The organism is Alkaliphilus pronyensis (assembly GCF_009017275.1).
Lineage (GTDB): Bacteria > Bacillota > Clostridia > Peptostreptococcales > Natronincolaceae > Alkaliphilus_C > Alkaliphilus_C pronyensis.
In genome coordinates this window covers 22,421-40,709 of the sequence record NZ_WBZC01000003.1, presented here as the reverse complement: position 1 = coordinate 40,709, position 18,289 = coordinate 22,421, and the positions used below count along the sequence as shown (strand labels likewise).

Sequence of the window (18,289 nt, the reverse complement as noted above, 5' to 3'; positions counted from 1 at the left end):
ACTATTTGATATAATTATGAAAAAGGTAAAAGGAGGAATAAAATTGACCAATACAAAAACTGTTAAACCAGTGTCGGCAGGGGAAAGAATTAAAGAATTGGATATAGTAAGGGGCTTCGCACTTTTTGGAGTACTGCTGGTAAACATCGCAATGTTTAATTCAACTTTAATGGAGGAGATAGCTGGTGTATCACCTCTGGCTAATCCACTACAGCTTACTGCCTTGTCTGATAAAATATCTTCATTATTCATTCAAATATTTGCAGAGGGTAAGTTTTACACAATTTTTTCTTTTCTATTTGGTTTAGGCTTTTATATATTTATGGATAGGGCTGAGGCGAAAACAAATAGCCCAAGAAGACTCTTTGCTAGACGCTCATTTTTTCTATTTCTTTTTGGAATGTTAAATTTTACATTAGTTTGGTTCGGAGATATTTTGCATGCATACGGAATTATAGGTTTTCTATTAATCCTATTTAAAAACTGCAGGGTTAAAACTATAAGAAATTGGATGATAGCCCTACTGTCAATCTCAATTATATTGTACAGCTTCTTTATGCTATCAAATGATTTAATGTATGAGTTTCTTGATGAAGAAACAATAAGTGCATATAATGCCCAAACTCAAATGCAGGCGGAGGAATCCTTAGATGTATATGGTAATGGCTCATTTATAGAGGTAGTATCCTATAGATTGCAAAATGAACTTAGCTTAGTTGCAATGAGCCTTGTTGTGTTAATACCTAAGATTCTTGGTATGTTTCTTATTGGTTTTTATGTAGGTAAAAGAAAAATATTTGAGGATATTAAAGGTAACTTAGGATTTATAAAAAAAGTATGGAAAACAGCTGGTATAGTAGGACTTTTATCTACCCTAGTCTATGTGCTAATTCAGTTTGAGGCTATAGTTGTTAATAGACTGTTTTATAGTGGCTCTATAACTTTCTTTAGTGAGATAGCTACTGTTTTCCTATCATTGTTTTATATTACCAGCTTAGTCCTTCTATATCATAAAACTAACATCAAAAGCCTACTTATGCCCCTAAGCTATATGGGACAAATGGCACTAACAAATTATTTAGTGCAATGTATTCTATGTTCAATATTATTCTATGGCTATGGATTTGGTCTGTTAAATAAAGCCAATCTTGCAACAGGTATATTAATTACCATTATAATTTATATTGGACAAATATTCTTCAGTAAAGCTTGGTTGAGCAAATACAAGTACGGACCCTTTGAGTGGGTATGGCGGTATTTGACCTATGGAGGAAGCTTGTAACAAATTGAAAAATAAAAAGCAGAGTTAAAAGTGAAAAGTGAAAAGTGAAAAGTGAAAAACTAAAAGATTAAATTGAAAATGGAAAAATCAAAAATCAAAAGATAAAAGACAATCATAGAATTAAGAATTAAAAATGAAAAGTGAAAAGTGAAAAACATAAAAGAATTGTTGAATGTTGAGTGTTAAACCATAAAAGCAAGTAATATGTAATAGGTAATAGGTAATAAGGAATAGGTAATATGGAATAGGTAATATGGAATATGTAATATGGAAACAAGAAGACGTAATTAAAAACTAAAAATTAAAAGTTAAAAATTACAAATCATAATTAAGAACAATAAAAACTAAAAGCAAAAATGAAAGTTAAAAAACTTAAATAAAATTAAAAGCAGTTAAGTTCAAAAAGCCTAGATTTATTACAAATCTAGGCTTTTTGAAGCTCTGTATTGGGTGTATTGTTTTTTGCTTTCATTAAGTCTATATATCCATTCACATAAAGACAAATGAGCACAATTACAATTCCAATAATTTGCTTTGTATTTAAGATTTCATCTAAAACAAAATAGCTAATTATAGCAGTTAAGGCCGGTAGTAAATTCATATATAGTGAGGAAATTTCAACACCTAGTTTTTCCATACCGTAGATATAAAAGAAATACCCTAATGCTGAACAGATAATACCTACGAAAAGTAGATTTCCAATTAGTATAGGTAAGATTTCAACCTGCTTAAAGGCAATTAACATTTTAGGAAGATCAATAATTGATATTATAAGTAATATAATGGTTGAAGCATTAAATTGCTTACTAATTAAGGTAAGGGTATCGTAACTGTTCTGCAGGCTGTATGTTAGTATTGTGTATACTATCCAACTTAAAACCGCCAGTAGCATATATAAGAATCCTATTATTTCTGAGGAACTGAATAGCTCCTTTAATCCCATATCTAATACTAAAAACACCCCTACTATTGATATTAAGAATATTAATAGCTCAGATAAAGCTAGCCTTCTCTTATCAATAAAAACCTTAGTAAGCAAAGTGAAAATTGGTATTAAACCACATATAAGGGCTGCAAGTGAGGCTGATATATAGATTAGGGCTATAGTTTGAAAGCAGTAGTATATTACTATTCCCACAAAGCCTGCTAAAACAACCTTTTTTTTGTCATCCTTTTTTATTATATGCTTCTCTTTTCTGAATAAAATAACTATGTTAAAAAATATTGAAGCCAATGCAAATCTCAAAAAAATCAAACCAAAGGGAGGAATATACTTAACAAGATATTTCATACTAATAAAATTAAGTGAAAAAATGATTATAGCAGATATTACAGCTATATTACCTAATCTTCTTTGATTCAAAATATAACCCCCTTAAAATTGTATGAAATGTGTTTACTTATTAAACTTGCCTATATTATACAACATTTTATTGGGGTAAGGAAAACATTATTGCTAAATAAAATGACAAAAATATAATGACTATAAATGTAATAATTTTATAGCCATTATTTCAATAGTTCTAACTGTATATCATCTATCCATAATGTGTTGCTGAATTGTGACAGTACAATTCTTACTTTACTTGCTTGTGCCACTTGGAGTGTTACCATTTCCCAATTATTATGGGATTGTAGCTTGTGGGTAATACTATCAGCTCCAGTTAATTTCTGGTTTTTGTCAAACAGCTGTATATCTATATTAACTTTATCATCTTTAGTACCTAAAATCCAAAAGGTTAAAAAACCACCGGATTCAATTTCGATATCCTCTAAGGCTAGAACAGCTGACGTTGTATTATTGTCAATTCTGTAGGAAAAACTGTCCTTTCTAAAAATACTAGTATCTATTGTAATTTCATCCTCTTTATAGTTTATTGTGTAAAGGTTCTTTGATGATATATTGCCTTCTGCATTTTCTTCACTATCTTCTAGCGTAATTTCTACGTGTTTTGAAAATTTATCACTCCATTCATTGTTGCTGTCTCTAACCTGAAGTGAAACCTCATATATTCCAGATTCTTTGAAGTCTAATTTTAAATCCTTATCTTTTAAAGCCTTCAATAATATACCATTTTTTCTGATTTCCCAGGTGTATTCATCTATAGTGTTGTTTTTTGAAGGTGTACTATTGCTTATAAATCTCCAATGGGGTCCATCCTTTTCTACTGTAAATTCAGCAATAGGTTTTGCTATATTAGTTTCTTCCTCTGAGGGCTGCTGGAGGGTTTCTACTGGTGTTAAATGCCTCATTCCTAAAGCAATACCTATTATCATTAGGATAAGTATAAAGGAAACTATAACTGCATTTTTTGTTTTGCTAGTTTTAGGCTTACCACCATATTCAAAGCCTGAAAAAGGTTTTTTCTTTGGTAACTCATTATCTTCCTCTTTATTAATATTATTCATACATATGTAATATATATAGTGCTTTCTATACTCCTCCATTAATCCTTCTATGCTATTAAAGGCTTGATTATTATGTTGAAGGTCATCTATAAACCTATTTAGCTCCTCTGTAATCATAGGATTATTGGTCTCTATACCATCGTAAAACAATATTTTATAAAATACTGTTCCAATTTTTCTTGCTATTGAGCCAAAATCTAAAGTATTTTCCTCGCTATCAATAATTAATACTTCATCAAAGGCTAGCCTGCCATTTTTCTCTACAACCACCTGTGCTTCGTCCACCAGCATACTCTTTAGGGTATTACTCAGTTGGTCATATTTAACTATATGCTTTAGATACTCCAGTACTAAATCCATACGTTCCTTCAAGGATAAGGTATTGTCTTCAACATAGGCTTCCAGCGGTGTTGCATCATTCAGGGTTGTTATTAAAATTATTTTATCCTCTTCTTTTTTTATATCTACAAGGTTATTTAGTGTAGATAAAAGAAATGACTCTTCTATAGCCTTTATTTCATCCATAATAGACCTATCATTTATAGCATTTATAATAACCATTTTTTTATCTATCTCTAGGCTGTTACCAATATATATTTTCTGCTTTTCTGTTTCCTTAAAGGTATCAACAATATTATAATTAGTTAGGTTTATATTTTCCACGGCTACACACCCTTAGTTTTAATTAATAGTTAATAACTGGTTTTTCAATATTTTTACAGCTTATAATAACATTATACAAAATTAACCAAAATTCATCAAGAAAATCTTATGAAAAACTGTTATCTAATGTAAATACTTCTATATTATATAAAAAAAACCTGCTAAAAGGTTAGTAGATTTTAAAAATAATACCAAAGTATCTTTTTTTGATTTTAAGTTATATATAAAAAACCATCTCCTTTTAGAAAATGGTGTGATTTGGTGCGAGTGATGGGACTTGAACCCATACGTCTATTGACACACGCCCCTCAAACGTGCCTGTCTGCCGATTCCAGCACACTCGCCTTTATTTAATTAGCACTTTAATATTATAATACCCACATTATTAAAAGTCAACTGGCTTATAGCTATAATATAAAAGGGGCCAAAAACCCAGCCCCTTTATTTTATTTGCTTTATTCTATTTACTCTATTTTGTTTCTATAAACCAATCTTCTATTCCATTTAACCTGTTATTCATATGGGGTTCTATATCTCCCTTAATTCTATCATTAACTAGTAAAGCTCTATTTTGAAAGAATAGACTAAAGTATGGTAATTCATTGGAGATATGGATTTGTAATGCTTCATAGTTTTCTTTCTTTTCTTCTCTATTGCTGGACCTAAAGGCTTCAACCAATAGATTGTCCATATCTTCATTACTATAGCCAATAAAGTTTGTATCATCTAGGTGGCTTGAATGGAAGGCAAAGGATAAATCTTGTCCTATACTTAATTCCCAGCCTCCAAGTATTAAGTCATAGGTATTTGTTTTTATTCTTTCATTTAACTCTTCCCATTCCAGTAATTGTACTTCTACTTCTATTCCTATTACCTCTAGCTCATCCTTAATAAAATATGCTGTTTTTTCCCTTAACAGGTTATCCTTATTAGTTATTAGGGTAAGCTTAAGCTTTTCCCCCTCTTCATTCCTTCGAATTATATCCTCTTCTGTTTCTAAAAGCCTATATCCAATCTCTTCAAGAAGTGTAGCTGCCTGATTTACATCATATCCATACTTTAAGCTTTTTTCATTGTAAAGCCATGATTGTGGAAATATTGGTACATCAGCTACAGTTCCATGTCCTAAATATATGTTATTAACCAATTTATGTCTATCTATTCCAAAGGCTATTGCTTTTCTAATGGCAATATTATTAGCTATTTCATTTCTAAAGTTAAAACCAATAAACTCATAATAGTTGCTTACATATTCATAAACATCAACATTGTCGTCATCTAAATACTTTCCCCAATCAATAGATATAGCCTCTGCCAAGTCTATTTCACCATTTTCAAATTGTGAAAGCTGTGCATCTATATCCGGTACTATGTTCACATGAATAGCATCAATATAGGGGGTCTTTCCCCAGTAGTCATTGTTTCTTTCCAACTCCATATTTTTTAATGAATCATAGTTTACAAGCTTGTATGGACCTGTTCCTATTATAGGGAAAGCAGAGCTTTCCAGCTTATCTTCGTTACCCTGCTGAAATAAATGCTTTGGTAATATAGGAAATGTCATTACCTCTAGTCCATTGCTAAAGGGTCTTGTAAATGTCACCCTTAGTTTATTATCATCTAACATACCCATATCAGATATTTGCTGTATACTCTTTGTATATACTGAAGTATTTTGAACTAATTCTCTATTACCCTTTATAACTTGAAAAGTAAAAAGTACATCCTCTACTGTAAATGGTTGTCCATCGTGCCATTTAACATCATCTCTTAATTTGAACTCAATCGCATGACCATTTTCTGATATTTCCCATGATTCAGCTAATGCAGGCTCTAGCTCTAGGTTCTTATTATATTTAACTAAGCCGCCATAAATTATGTTTTGTAGCTGCTTTATTCCTCTACTATTATCGAATAAAGGATTAAAATTATTAAATCTAGTTACTGATAGCTTTAGTGTTCCTCCCTCGACTGGTTCCAAGTTTTCTATAGGTTCTTCTTCTACTTCAGGCACCTCATCTATGACAGTTTCTTGATTGCATGCTGTTAAAAATAAAGCTAAGCTTAAAAACAGCATTAAAATAATATTCTTCTGTTTCATCAAAGTATGTCCCCCTTTAAAAGTAACAATGTTTTAAAAATCAATATCTATTCCATTATATATTATTTGCTGGTTTGTTTAAATAGATAAATACAACTTGCTAAAATAAGGTATATTGCATTAGGTATTTTAAAAATCCCTTTGCTCCCTCTTTATATATTATTCTATATCTATTATAATCTCTATTTACTCTTTCAAGATAAGCTTTAGTTTCACCAAAGGGTATAACATCTAACTTTTTCCCATCACTACTGTATTCGGAATTAGTCAACCAGCGACTTACATTTCCATTACCTGCATTATAAGCTGCAATTATTAGTTGTAGGTTATCTCCAAATTCTCTATAAAGGATATTTAAATACCAACAACCAATCATTATGTTTAGCTCAGGCTCATATAACCTTTCCACTGAATAGTTATCAATTTTAAGCTTTTCGGATGCCCATTCTCCTGTTATTGGGGCTATTTGCATTAATCCCCTAGCTTCCTTAGGGGAAGTTGCCTTTGGGTTAAAGCTGCTTTCGTTACGAATAACTGCTGCCACAAGATAAGGATCAAGATTATATATTTCAGAATACTTCTCTATATACTCTTGATAATGAATTGGATAGATTGTTTTTAGTATCCAGTCTGCATTATTAAGTAACAGTATTCCTGCTATAAATATAATTAATAATATTATTAAAAAACGGGCTTTTTTGCTTACAAAGATAATCAAATCCAATCCCTCCGAAGTATCATTAATCTTTTATATTTTTCCATATATTAATAATTAGGGCTTCTAGCTGAGATAGACCTCCTGAATTATCAATTATTTTATCTGCATATGCTTTTTTCTCTTCAATGTTCATTTGAGAATTAATTCTGTCTATAGCTTGCCTTTTTGAAAGTCCATCTCTTTCCATTAGTCTCTTAAGTTGCTCTTCGAAGGTTACTGCTACAACCCAAACCTCATCTACAAGGGATGTTAGCTTCATTTCTATAAGAAGGGCAGCGTCTAAAACTATAATTGAATTACTGTTATTCTTCTTCAGCTCTATTATTTGATTTTGTATATGGTTTATTATTATTGGGTGAGTTATGCTATTTAGTTTTTCCAATGCTTTCTTATTACTAAAGACATGCACCCCTAGCTTTTTTCTATTTAGCTCTCCATCTTTGGTAATAAACTCTTTACCAAAAACAGCTTCTATACTTTTAAGAGCTGGAGTGCCTTTTTTTACTACTTCTCTGGCTATTAAATCTGCATCGATAATGATGGCACCTAATAGCTCTAATATTTTTGATACAGTGGTTTTACCACTTGCTATACCACCTGTTAAGCCTATTGTTTTACTCATTATTATTCACCCTTATATAACATCAATAAGTCTGTTAGTCTATTTTGCATCATACCAGGTATCTCCGTAGGACAAATCTGCCTTTAGTCTAACTTTTAGTTCTATTGCAGTCTCCATACACTCCTTAAGTAATTCCTTAACTATATCCAGCTCATCCTGTGGAGCTTCAACAATAAGCTCATCATGGACCTGTAAAATTAGCTTTGATTTTAGTTGTTTTTCATTTAAAGCTTTATACACCTTTACCATAGCTAGTTTTATGATATCGGCTGCACTTCCTTGTATTGGTGTATTCATTGCAATTCTTTCTCCAAAGGAACGTATATTAAAATTACTTGAATGTAACTCTGGTAAATATCGCCTTCTGTTTAAAAGGGTTTTAACATATCCTTTTTCCTTAGCAGCCTTTACGCTGTCACCCATATATTTTTTTACGCTACCATACTTTTCTAAATAGCTGTCAATATATTTTTTTGCCTTAGCTCTTGAAATATTTAAGTTTTCACCAAGTCCAAAGTCACTGATTCCATAAACTATACCAAAGTTAACTGCCTTAGCATTACTTCTCATCTCTTGTGTTACATCTTCCATATCAACATCAAAAATCTCTGCTGCTGTTCTAGTGTGAATATCTTGATCCTTATCAAAGGCATCTAATAAGTTTTCATCCCCTGATATGTGGGCTAAAACCCTTAATTCAATTTGTGAGTAATCGGCATCAACAAACCTATAGCCTTCCTCTGCTGTGAAGGCCCTTCTAAGTCTTCGTCCCATCTCCAGCTTAACTGGTATGTTTTGTAGGTTAGGCTCTGTGCTTGATATACGCCCTGTAGTAGTAACCGTTTGATTAAAGCTGGAGTGTATCCTATTAGTAATAGGATTAATAATGTTCAGCAGTCCATCAACATAGGTTGATTTCAGCTTTGCTATTTGCCTATAATCAATTATCCTCGGTATAATTTCATGCTTATCATACAGCTTTTCTAAAACCTCTGCATTTGTTGAGAAGCCAGTTTTGGTTTTTTTAATAGGTGGTAGCTCTAATCTTTCGAACAAAACCTCCCCCAGCTGCTTTGGTGAATTTATGTTAAAGCTAACCCCTGCTAAGGAGTATATGTTTTTTGTAAGCTCCTCTAGCTTATCTTGAAACTCTATTTTCAACCTATTAAGCATATCCTTATCAACCTTTATCCCTTCTAGCTCCATTGATGCAAGAACTTCAGTAAGGGGCAGCTCCACATTATAATATAGATTTTCTAATTGAAGCTCCTTTATTTTTTCTTCAATAGGTCCCATAAGCTCTATAATGGCATTAACATGTTGACACATATATTTTTCAACCTTTTGAGGGTCTATGTCTTTGGGTTTTAACTGCTTCTTCCCTTTACCCCTTAACTCCTCATCATCCATAATACTTTCATTTAAGTAAAAGGTACTCAGTTCCTTAAGACCATAGGAGGACTTAGCAGGATCAATTAAATATTCTGCTATCATGGTATCAAATGTAATGTTATTTATAGTAATATCATATGGTTTAAAGTGAATGATTTCTTTTTTTACATCATGACCAATTATTTCTATTTCTTCATGACTTAATATGTCCTTTACAGCTTCTATTATTTCTTTAGGTTTATCTGTGTTTTTTAAGTCTATAAAATATATATCTTCCCTTGTGGCCATTGAAATACAGATAATTTCATCGGTTAGCATGTTACTTTCTTCTGTTAATGATTTTATTGCTATTTCTCTTCCGTTAATCATATTACTCTTTGCCTTAAGCATAGATTCTAAATTAGTTATTTTTATTAGATTTTTTTGCTTTTTTTCATTATTAACCTCATTTTTTTGTATTGCAAACTTGTTAATCAAGCTATTAAACTCATATTTTTTAAAGAGCTCTACTATGTAATCATAATGTCCTTCTGTTCTTTTTAGGCTCTCGATATCAATATCTACTGGAACATCAGTAACAATAGTAGCTAATCTTCTACTCATTACTGCATCCGAGGCATGTTTTTCTATTTTTTCCCTAAGCTTTGTAGCTGTTATTTTATTTGAATTCTTAATAAGCGTATCTATAGAACCAAATTCCTTTAGTAGCTTTAATGCAGTTTTCTCACCTACTCCTGGTACTCCAGGTATGTTATCTGATTTATCCCCCATTAATCCCTTTAAGTCAATAAATTGCTGTGGTGTTAACTCATAAACGTCATAAAGCTTTTTGTCATCATAAATCTCTAGGTTGGATATACCCTTTTTAGTAATAAGTATTTTAGTTGTTTGAGATGCAAGCTGAAGGGCATCCTTGTCACCTGTTACAATTAAGCTTTCCATACCCTTTTCTTCACAAAGCTTAGATAATGTCCCTATAAGATCATCGGCCTCAAAGCCTTCTGCTTCAACTCTATATATGTTTAATGCATCTAAAACCTCCTTTAGTGGCTCCATTTGTTGTGCCAGCTCTGGAGGCATTTTTTTTCTTCCTAGCTTGTAATCTCCATACTCCTTATGTCTAAAGGTTGGAGCCTTAAGATCAAAGGCTACCCCTATGTATTCTGGATCGTATTCATCATAAACCTTACTTAGCATTGTTAAGAATCCGTATATTGCATTTGTATATTTTCCGTCCTTTGTCACCAGTGGTGGTAGTGCATAAAAGGCTCTGTTTATTAAGCTATTCCCATCAATTATTACTATTCGATCCTTTATCATTTGTTATCATCCCTTCAAAAGGTAATATCCTAGTATTAATATTTTAACATTTATTAAATCCATAGTACAACCTATCGTTAATTATTATATACAATTTCTATTGAAATCAAATAAAGAATTTTAAATACTCCACAAAGCTATTAAGCCTAGCTAACCCTTCGTAGATACAGTTACGAAGGGCCGCTAGGCTTTTATGATATATTAAATTAGTAGTTATATGTTACATTAACATATGCTTTTATTTCTAAATCACCAGCTGTAATTGGTGTAGCTATAGAGTCTGATGCAACCTCCATCCTAAAGTTAACATGCTTTCCATAGGGCTCACTATATCCCCTTTCTACTACCATTGAGGGTTTATGGATTTTTACACCAAGTGTATTTGCTATGGTTTTTGCCTTTCCTTCAGCATTTTCAACTGCAGCAGCTAGAGCATCTAAGTAATATTTTTCAGGCTCTGATACAGCAAATCTAATATTGTTGATTTTATTTGCCCCATTGTTTACAGCAGTATCAATAATAGCACCTACTTTATTAATGTCCTTTACTGTAACTTGAAAGGAATGTAGAACTCTATACTTGCCATCTTGCTCTTTTCCATTTTCTTTATTATAGATTCTTTCACGATACATGTTGTAGTATGAGGTTTTAATGTCCTCTTCAGCTATACCTTCTTTTGCCAGTGCATCTACCAGCTTATTTGAAAGCTCTGTGTTTTCATCCTGTGCAGCTTCAGAATCCACATTTAAGGTTTCTATAGCAATGTTTATAATACCTATATCTGGTTTTACCTGAATTACCCCTGTTCCGCTTACACTGATTTCACTTTTAGAATCAGTATTTATTTCTTCCTTTGCCACACTCGAAGAAAACCCACCTAGAAAGAAGATGCTAACAAGTAGTAACACCATAAGGATTATAAAAGGACCCTTTTTAACTGTTAAATTTTTCATTTTTTTCTACCTTCCCTTCTTATATTTTTTTAGTAAATACCATCCTAATGGGACTATCAGAGCAGATATTATTAAAAGATGTGGTAGTAACCCGAACAAACTAACGAAGCTTTTTTGACCAGTCATAATAATTGCATTTACCGATTGAATAAAGTTATTTTTTGCTTTTCCCCATATACCTTCATCTACTGTCTGTATTTTTAATATTGATGGCTTTACCTCATTAATTTCAAGGTGAATAGTTGACATTTCCACCAGTCGGTCATAGGATTTTAAAGTGCCTTTATACCTATTGATTTCTAGTCTTATTCTGGATAGCTCATTTTCTATTTTCAATAAATCTTCAACCTTATCTGCTTTTCTTAAAATCTCCTGTAGTCGTTCCTCTTGAATTTCTAAGTTTTTTACTTGTGTCTCAGTATCTCTATAGGTTTCTGTTATGTTTTCTGTATGAGTATTTCTACTTATTACCCTATCAAGGGATTCAATTTCATTAAATACACCCTTAAAGGTACCACTTGGTATTCGTACTGTAATATTTGCATACCTTAAAGAATCTTTTGGGTTTTCTTTATTTAGATGTCGATAAAAGGACTCTGATTGTTGTATATACCCATTATTTTCATTAACCAATTGTAAAACTGAATTATAAACCCTATCAAAATCTGTGGTTTCAATAATTATATTTCCAGTATGGATAAGCTTAAATTCCGAAAAATTTTCAGCTGTAGCCATAGTACTCATTTGATCATTAGCGTTGAAGGCTACATCTTCATTAATGATTACTTTATCATCAATAAACTGTTCGCTCTCGGCAGCATAGTTTGCTTCAGTTGGAGCTTCATCTGTCATTAGCATAGATTTACCTCTAAATTGGTTAGGCATAAATGAGCTATAGGTTGTTGCAGTCACCAGTAAAACTAATACCCCAGCAGCTATACCCTTCACAAGTCTAAGGTTTAACCACTTCTTTTTAGGTGAATATTCTGTTTTATTAGCTTGTAACCTTAGCTTTTCACGGAGGGTATTATTAAAACTGGAAGGCAAATCTATTTCTTGCATCTGGTTAACACAAGTAACTATGGTTTTTAAATTTTTATGTGCAGCATTACATTTTTCACAATGCTTAAGGTGATTTTCATATTCAATAGCTTCTTCTTTTGAAAGAACATCATCTATATATAAAGAACTAAATTTATCAAAGCTTTTGCAATCCATTTCTAACCCTCCTTTAAGCCTTTAATTTTTCAGTAATCAAAATTCTTAAGCTGCTTCTGGCCCTGCTTATTCTTGATTTTACAGTTCCTTCAGAGCACTTAAGTATTTCAGAAATCTCTTGATAGCTAAAGCCTTCAATGTCTCTTAAAATAATCACTTCCTTATGCTCATAGGTAAGCTGGTTTATTGCATCATGTATAATATATTGTGTTTCTTTTCTTTCTAATAATATTTCAGGAGAATTGTTGTTGTCTGGTATTTCCAACTGATAGTTGCCTTCCTCTGTCTCATAATCCTTATCTAAGTAAATAACCTTCCCCCTTCTATTCTTACGAATATAATCAATGCAGGAGTTTGTCACAATAGAATAAAGCCATGTAGAAAACCGACTATTACCTTTAAACTTATTAATAGACCTATAAATTTTAATTAATGCCTCTTGAGTTACATCATTGGCATCCTCTAAATTACCTAACATTCTGTAGGCGATGTTAAAGGCCTTTTTTTGATATGGTTCTATTAGTCTTTCAAAGCTCTCTATATCCCCCTGCTTGGATTCTTCTATTAAGGAGATTTCTTCTTGACTCAAGCCTTCCACTCCTTTCCCCACCTCATATTCCATTAGACGACATAATTTATGTATTGTTCCATGATTAATTTATATTTTAATTATATATCTTTTTAACAATAATGATATTTCGTTTTCTTAACAATTCTTCAATAAAAATAATCGGCTATATTTACCGATTATTCTTAATTTCAATATTATTTTCCATGCTAAAGGGATGAAAAACACTACTTATTAACTGTGCATTTAAGCTATAATAAAAAAGTGCATGATGCTTGAATCCATTTGAAACCCTATATCTCAAATCAGTCATCTTAACAATAATTCTATCCTTTTCTTCTTTAAAGCTAATATGATAAAAGGGTGTAAAGCTTTTAAAGTATCTTCCTAGCTCCTCCTTTAAGGATTTTTCAACAATAGGGTTAGTAACAATAGTAAGCTCTCCTGATTGGTTAGGAATACAGCTAAAGCTGTTAATATCTCCAACTATATACTCCTTTGTTGTTCTTACTATATAATCCCATTTAAATGGATTATAATTCGATGGCATAACAATTGCTCTGTTAATTATCTTGCTATCTCCATAATAGGTTTTAAGAACTCTAAACAGCTTTCTTTTATTTAATAGTCTATAGGAAAAATAAATCAACATTATAACCCCTATAGTGAGATTTTCTTGAAGGGTACCTCTACTGTAGAATAAAATGTAGCCTCCCAGCAAAATATTACTGGGTCATATATCATTATTAAGTTCAAGGAATACATCCTTCTATTAAAGGGATATAATATTGCAACCCCATAGGAGTTTAGGAGATCAAAAAACATGTGGGATAAGGCACCTATCATTGTCCAGATAAATACTTCTTTAAAAGCAAATGAAGTGTATAAAAAAGAAAGCAGATAGGTGGTTATAAGAGATAACCCAATAATACCTGGAATTGAATGGGTTTCTACCCTATGATGCTTTAAGTATACATAATCTCCCTTTAATCTTGCTATTATATCTAGGTCTGGCACTATAGCACCAATGATTACCCCAATGGTGGCAGGGTTACTTAAGCTTGGCCCTTGGCTAAGCCCATGTAGGGACAAGCCTATTAGTGCATGTGATAATGGGTCCATCCCCATTCCCCCTTTTGACATAAATGTGTCTTGCATAATTCAAGTCAGTGGCGTTACTAAAATTCCCTAACATTTTTTTATTATATCAAACTAGAAAAACTATATATAGTTGTATATTTTTCTATTTGTATTTAATTGACATTTTATAATAGCTGTGATAATATATTTTTGTTATACATGAAGGCTGGTTTAGAGCTATTTCTTTAATAGGGCATTGATAAGGGCATGATGCAAACTGGTTACTAAAGTATAAATAAAGATAAATGCCGATGTGTCGGAATTGGCAGACGACCGCGACTCAAAATCGTGTGCTGTAATGGCGTGTGGGTTCGAGTCCCACCATCGGCACCAATTTTTCATTCTCTAAAGCTTTTCAATATCACACAGTATGTTTTTTCATTGCCACAATGCTCCTGCAAGGCATCACGAATCAAAATCTATAAACCTCTTGATTTTTTTGTATACTATAATTAATGCAACCTTTTGTGTGATTAACAAACAAGTAGTAAAACACATCATTTACTCAAAATAAACAATTATACACAGCGAGTTTAATTATTTTTATATTTTTTTTCTATATTAATGCCCTAGTGCAACAACAGGGTCTAACTTGGATGCTTTCCTTGCAGGGTATATCCCTGATATTAAGCCTACAATAATAGCCCCGACAGTTGATATTATAATAGACTGTATAGAAATAACAGTTACCATTCCCATACTGTCAAGCATAATCCATGCCCCTAAAATACCAACTATAATACCAATAATGCCGCCAATCAAAGAAACAATAACTGCTTCAGTAATAAACTGGTACATAATGTGTGTATCCTTAGCACCGATAGCTTTTCTTAACCCTATTTCCCTTGTCCTTTCTGTTACGGAAACAAGCATAATGTTAACAACGCCAATACACCCCACAAACAAAGAAATGCCTGCTATTGCACCCACTGCCATAGTGATTAACCTTAAAATTTCGTTAGTAGCTTCCATGTCCATTGTAACGGTAGAATAAATATAGGCTTCACTATTCTTTGCTTGCTTTAAAAAATGAACCATATCTGTCATAACAGTTTTAACATCTTCACCCTCATTTACCCTTACTCTAATAGGGGCATCACCACCATGTAAAAATCCTTCTCGTTCAAGCATAATAGTATCTGTTAGATAAAAAACAGGAAGACTTCCTATACCATCTAAGGCTCTTAAAGGATCAAACCTATCTTGCAAAACTCCCACAATAGAATAGGATTCATTCATAAAAGTTATCGTTCTTCCTAAAACATCGTCTGTTCCAAAGATTTGTATTGCTAAAGAAGAAGGGATGATAGTTACTCGTTTTGATAAATATCTGTCTTGGTCATTAAAATCTCGCCCTTTTAGTATAGTTTCATCTTCCAAAATCAATGTATCTTCTGTGGCATACATAAGATAGGCAGAGGCAATGCCCCCTGTTTTACCTGAAATAAATGATTCTCCCCCTTTGTATTGCTTTGATACACCTTGAACTTTATCATCAAAAGCCCTGCTTAACATATTTATATCTTCAATCCATGTATAGTCAAGGTAACTCCCTAGTTTAGACCAGTCATATTCAATTACAGCAAGTGTAGGCTCATAATTTTCCTCAACGGTTTTCACCATTCCTTCGCCCAAAGAAACTATTGTAACAACACTGCCAACACCTATAATAATTCCAAAAGTAGTAAGAATAGAGCGGAGTTTATTATTCTTTAAAACTTCAAAAGCGGTTATTATATATTCAATCATTTCTTCACCTCATCGTTTATGATTTTACCGTCTGAAAAACGTATCAACCTATTTCCGTATGCTCCGACTTCTTCTTCATGTTATTTCTTATTTCTGCAAGGATATTTTTTTTAAGACTGTTTATATTTTTATCTTCCAGTAGATATTCGCCTTCGGTAAGCCTGTCTAAACAGCCTAAAATATTTAACAGTGTAGATTTTCCCGAACCGCTTGAACCCATAATGCAGACAAATTCTCCCTTCTTTATGGTTAAGCTAATATTATCAAGGGCGTAAACTTTATTGTTCTCGACTTCATATATTTTACTTGCATTTTTTAGTGTAATCATTACTTCTCTCCCTTTAATTCTTTAACCAATTCCATTGTAGGGCTTGAAAGAATTATATCACCTTCGTTGAGTTCGCCACTTACTACTTCTATGTTCATTAAATCTTGTACGCCTGTTATCACCTCAACCAAAATATAATCTTCACCTTCGATTTTGATAACATACTCATTATTGAAAATACTCTTTTGTGATACAATTAGTGCATCTTCAGACTTTTGGAGTATAAGGTCAAGAGTAACATCCGAACCTGCTAACAGTAACAAGTTTTCATCATAGAGTATACCTTCGATTTCTATAACTTTTGTATCGCCTCGTCCTGGAACTTTTAATGTTTTTATAACAGGTGATATATATGTAATTTCCCCTGAGTAGGTTTCACCATATTTTGAGATTTCAAAGACATTCCCTAAAGCTATATTATCTGCCTCGAATTCGTTTATATATCCCGTTACTTTAAGATTATTTGTGTTGACGATATGAATTAACTGCTGTTGTTTCCCTGTAACTTCTCCTTCAATTATATAAACATCAATTACTATCCCTTCTATGGGTGAAACAATTTCATAGTACTCCTTTTCCATAAGCAGGTTATTGTACTCTATTTTTAACTCTTTATATTCCAACTCTGCAACGGTTAAACTGCTGTTATCGACATTTAAAACCTGTGCATATGCGTTATATGCCTCCTGTGCATCTATTCTTGACTGTTCAAGTTCATGCAAACTTATAGCACCATTGTTGTAAAGAATTTCATTGCTTTCTAACTCTTTTGCTTTAAAGTCATACTTGTTTTTTAACTCTGTTTTTGTATTGATTTTATTGATATTCATTGTCTTTTGTCCGCTTAACTCTGCCTCTTTCTTCTTTAATGCTATTTCAGCCTTTTTTATTCTGCTATCCAACTCTTTTGTATCTATGGATAATAATAAATCCCCTTGTTCAACATAATCACCCTTAGAAACATCAATTTTTCTTACTTCTCCTGTTACTCTTGAAACAACTGTAGTTTCTTCTGATGAAATAATTTCTCCTGTTACTATGGTTGAATTGTTTATATCTCCCCTTTTTACAGTTTCGGTTTGTAAAGTTGTTGTTGCAGACTGTTCTTCGGAGTTGTTATTTGCCATAAATATCATTGATACAACAATAGTTAAACATATTATTCCTATAACGATTTTCTTTTTATTTTTTTTCATAATAATTTACCTTTTACTCACCTTTCTTATAGCTTAGTCCTTCGTGGATTACATGCCATGTACCGTCATTTTCCCTAACTACCACTAAATAGCTATAAACATTTTCGTCTTGCGTTTCATACTCAACCAAGTATATATCTTCATTGTTATATCCATTTGCTACACCTTTATCACTGTCATCATATATGGCATTCATTCTTGGGTCTAAGCATTGTTGAGATATTACAGGATCAAATCCATGTTTTTCTTTAATATAATCAACATATGCTTTTGAGCATTCGTAGAAAAATGAATAATCTTCATCCTCCCATGTGGGTATATTCTGCGACTGCCCTGGAAATTGATAAAATTCTTCAGTACTGGACATAACTATGCCTTTTTCTAAAAACAGTGTTTTTTTCTCAAGTCTTGTTTGAGCTAACATTAAATCCAATTCAGTATCTTTACTTTTGTTGCTTGCCTGCGAAGGATTACTTGTTTCATTATCTGTGTTGCACCCTGCAAGTATGACTAAACATACCATTAGTAAAACTACAATTTTTTTCATCTTCTCTCTCCATTCCAATGTTTTTGAGTATAATAAAAATACTCTTACTTGCAGTGTAGCAAATAAGAGTATCAAGTGCTTTG

At 32.2% G+C, this 18,289-nt stretch carries 16 protein-coding genes and 2 tRNA genes; 2 read left to right on the top strand and 16 right to left on the bottom strand.

Features of this window, described 5'->3' with window-relative positions; genetic code table 11:
* The first annotated feature begins 16 nt into the window (after positions 1–16).
* Positions 17–1,282, top strand: coding sequence for a DUF418 domain-containing protein (locus tag F8154_RS00990; RefSeq protein ID WP_151859720.1), 1,266 nt, complete (start codon positions 17–19; stop codon positions 1,280–1,282).
* A gap of 424 nt (positions 1,283–1,706) precedes the next feature.
* Here the strand turns inward: F8154_RS00990 and F8154_RS00985 are convergent, their stop codons facing one another.
* The 12 genes from F8154_RS00985 to F8154_RS00930 all read right to left on the bottom strand — a co-directional run bounded on the left by F8154_RS00985 (position 1,707) and on the right by F8154_RS00930 (position 14,368).
* Positions 1,707–2,645 (bottom strand): DMT family transporter, encoded by a 939-nt coding sequence (locus tag F8154_RS00985; protein WP_151859719.1) that lies wholly within the window; start codon positions 2,643–2,645, stop codon positions 1,707–1,709.
* Between the two features lie 146 nt (positions 2,646–2,791).
* Positions 2,792–4,354, bottom strand: a complete 1,563-nt coding sequence (locus F8154_RS00980; RefSeq protein ID WP_151859718.1) for a hypothetical protein — start codon at positions 4,352–4,354, stop codon at positions 2,792–2,794.
* A 259-nt stretch (positions 4,355–4,613) separates the two neighbouring features.
* Positions 4,614–4,698, bottom strand: a tRNA-Leu gene (locus F8154_RS00975).
* Between the two features lie 125 nt (positions 4,699–4,823).
* Positions 4,824–6,455: a peptide ABC transporter substrate-binding protein gene (locus tag F8154_RS00970; RefSeq protein ID WP_243141124.1), complete on the bottom strand. Its 1,632-nt coding sequence runs from the start codon at positions 6,453–6,455 to the stop codon at positions 4,824–4,826.
* A gap of 100 nt (positions 6,456–6,555) precedes the next feature.
* Complete coding sequence (locus F8154_RS00965; protein ID WP_243141120.1) at positions 6,556–7,173, bottom strand: lytic transglycosylase domain-containing protein; 618 nt, start codon at positions 7,171–7,173, stop codon at positions 6,556–6,558.
* Between the two features lie 22 nt (positions 7,174–7,195).
* Positions 7,196–7,795 carry a dephospho-CoA kinase gene (gene coaE / locus F8154_RS00960; RefSeq protein ID WP_151859716.1) on the bottom strand — a complete coding sequence of 200 codons (600 nt, stop codon included), beginning with the start codon at positions 7,793–7,795 and terminating at the stop codon, positions 7,196–7,198.
* 39 nt (positions 7,796–7,834) lie between these two features.
* Complete coding sequence (gene polA / locus F8154_RS00955) at positions 7,835–10,507, bottom strand: DNA polymerase I (protein WP_151859715.1); 2,673 nt, start codon at positions 10,505–10,507, stop codon at positions 7,835–7,837.
* Positions 10,508–10,713: 206 nt separating this feature from the next.
* Positions 10,714–11,460 carry an SIMPL domain-containing protein gene (locus F8154_RS00950; protein WP_151859714.1) on the bottom strand — a complete coding sequence of 249 codons (747 nt, stop codon included), beginning with the start codon at positions 11,458–11,460 and terminating at the stop codon, positions 10,714–10,716.
* Between the two features lie 6 nt (positions 11,461–11,466).
* Positions 11,467–12,678 carry a DUF4349 domain-containing protein gene (locus F8154_RS00945; RefSeq protein ID WP_151859776.1) on the bottom strand — a complete coding sequence of 404 codons (1,212 nt, stop codon included), beginning with the start codon at positions 12,676–12,678 and terminating at the stop codon, positions 11,467–11,469.
* Between the two features lie 13 nt (positions 12,679–12,691).
* On the bottom strand, positions 12,692–13,267 hold the full coding sequence (locus F8154_RS00940; protein WP_330577814.1) for an RNA polymerase sigma factor: 576 nt from the start codon (positions 13,265–13,267) through the stop codon (positions 12,692–12,694).
* 151 nt (positions 13,268–13,418) lie between these two features.
* On the bottom strand, positions 13,419–13,898 hold the full coding sequence (locus tag F8154_RS00935) for a hypothetical protein (RefSeq protein ID WP_151859712.1): 480 nt from the start codon (positions 13,896–13,898) through the stop codon (positions 13,419–13,421).
* Positions 13,899–13,906: 8 nt separating this feature from the next.
* Entirely contained in the window at positions 13,907–14,368 is a 462-nt protein-coding gene (locus tag F8154_RS00930; RefSeq protein WP_192930101.1) for a metal-dependent hydrolase, read from the bottom strand.
* A 265-nt stretch (positions 14,369–14,633) separates the two neighbouring features.
* Between F8154_RS00930 and F8154_RS00925 the strand changes: the two genes are divergently transcribed.
* A tRNA-Leu gene (locus tag F8154_RS00925) sits at positions 14,634–14,719 on the top strand.
* Between the two features lie 228 nt (positions 14,720–14,947).
* Here F8154_RS00925 and F8154_RS00920 read toward each other — a convergent pair.
* Genes F8154_RS00920 through F8154_RS00905 form a run of 4 tightly spaced genes read right to left on the bottom strand, consistent with a single transcriptional unit; the run spans position 14,948 to position 18,206 of the window.
* Positions 14,948–16,135 carry an ABC transporter permease gene (locus tag F8154_RS00920; protein WP_151859710.1) on the bottom strand — a complete coding sequence of 396 codons (1,188 nt, stop codon included), beginning with the start codon at positions 16,133–16,135 and terminating at the stop codon, positions 14,948–14,950.
* Between the two features lie 43 nt (positions 16,136–16,178).
* Positions 16,179–16,463 carry an ATP-binding cassette domain-containing protein gene (locus tag F8154_RS00915; RefSeq protein WP_151859709.1) on the bottom strand — a complete coding sequence of 95 codons (285 nt, stop codon included), beginning with the start codon at positions 16,461–16,463 and terminating at the stop codon, positions 16,179–16,181.
* Complete coding sequence (locus F8154_RS00910; protein WP_151859708.1) at positions 16,463–17,659, bottom strand: efflux RND transporter periplasmic adaptor subunit; 1,197 nt, start codon at positions 17,657–17,659, stop codon at positions 16,463–16,465. The genes F8154_RS00915 and F8154_RS00910 overlap by 1 nt, the downstream gene beginning before the upstream one ends.
* Positions 17,660–17,672: 13 nt before the next feature.
* Positions 17,673–18,206: a hypothetical protein gene (locus tag F8154_RS00905; protein WP_151859707.1), complete on the bottom strand. Its 534-nt coding sequence runs from the start codon at positions 18,204–18,206 to the stop codon at positions 17,673–17,675.
* Positions 18,207–18,289: the final 83 nt, after the last annotated feature.

Coding starts and splice junctions, on each gene's coding strand:
- F8154_RS00915 (WP_151859709.1), bottom strand. CDS start 16,463: ATGATTACACTAAAAAATGCAAGTAAAATATATGAAGTCGAGAACAAT.
- F8154_RS00990 (WP_151859720.1), top strand. CDS start 17: ATGAAAAAGGTAAAAGGAGGAATAAAATTGACCAATACAAAAACTGTT.
- F8154_RS00930 (WP_192930101.1), bottom strand. CDS start 14,368: ATGGACCCATTATCACATGCACTAATAGGCTTGTCCCTACATGGGCTT.
- F8154_RS00905 (WP_151859707.1), bottom strand. CDS start 18,206: ATGAAAAAAATTGTAGTTTTACTAATGGTATGTTTAGTCATACTTGCA.
- F8154_RS00950 (WP_151859714.1), bottom strand. CDS start 11,460: ATGAAAAATTTAACAGTTAAAAAGGGTCCTTTTATAATCCTTATGGTG.
- F8154_RS00970 (WP_243141124.1), bottom strand. CDS start 6,455: ATGAAACAGAAGAATATTATTTTAATGCTGTTTTTAAGCTTAGCTTTA.
- F8154_RS00935 (WP_151859712.1), bottom strand. CDS start 13,898: ATGTTGATTTATTTTTCCTATAGACTATTAAATAAAAGAAAGCTGTTT.
- polA (WP_151859715.1), bottom strand. CDS start 10,507: ATGATAAAGGATCGAATAGTAATAATTGATGGGAATAGCTTAATAAAC.
- F8154_RS00945 (WP_151859776.1), bottom strand. CDS start 12,678: ATGGATTGCAAAAGCTTTGATAAATTTAGTTCTTTATATATAGATGAT.
- coaE (WP_151859716.1), bottom strand. CDS start 7,795: ATGAGTAAAACAATAGGCTTAACAGGTGGTATAGCAAGTGGTAAAACC.
- F8154_RS00920 (WP_151859710.1), bottom strand. CDS start 16,135: ATGATTGAATATATAATAACCGCTTTTGAAGTTTTAAAGAATAATAAA.
- F8154_RS00910 (WP_151859708.1), bottom strand. CDS start 17,659: ATGAAAAAAAATAAAAAGAAAATCGTTATAGGAATAATATGTTTAACT.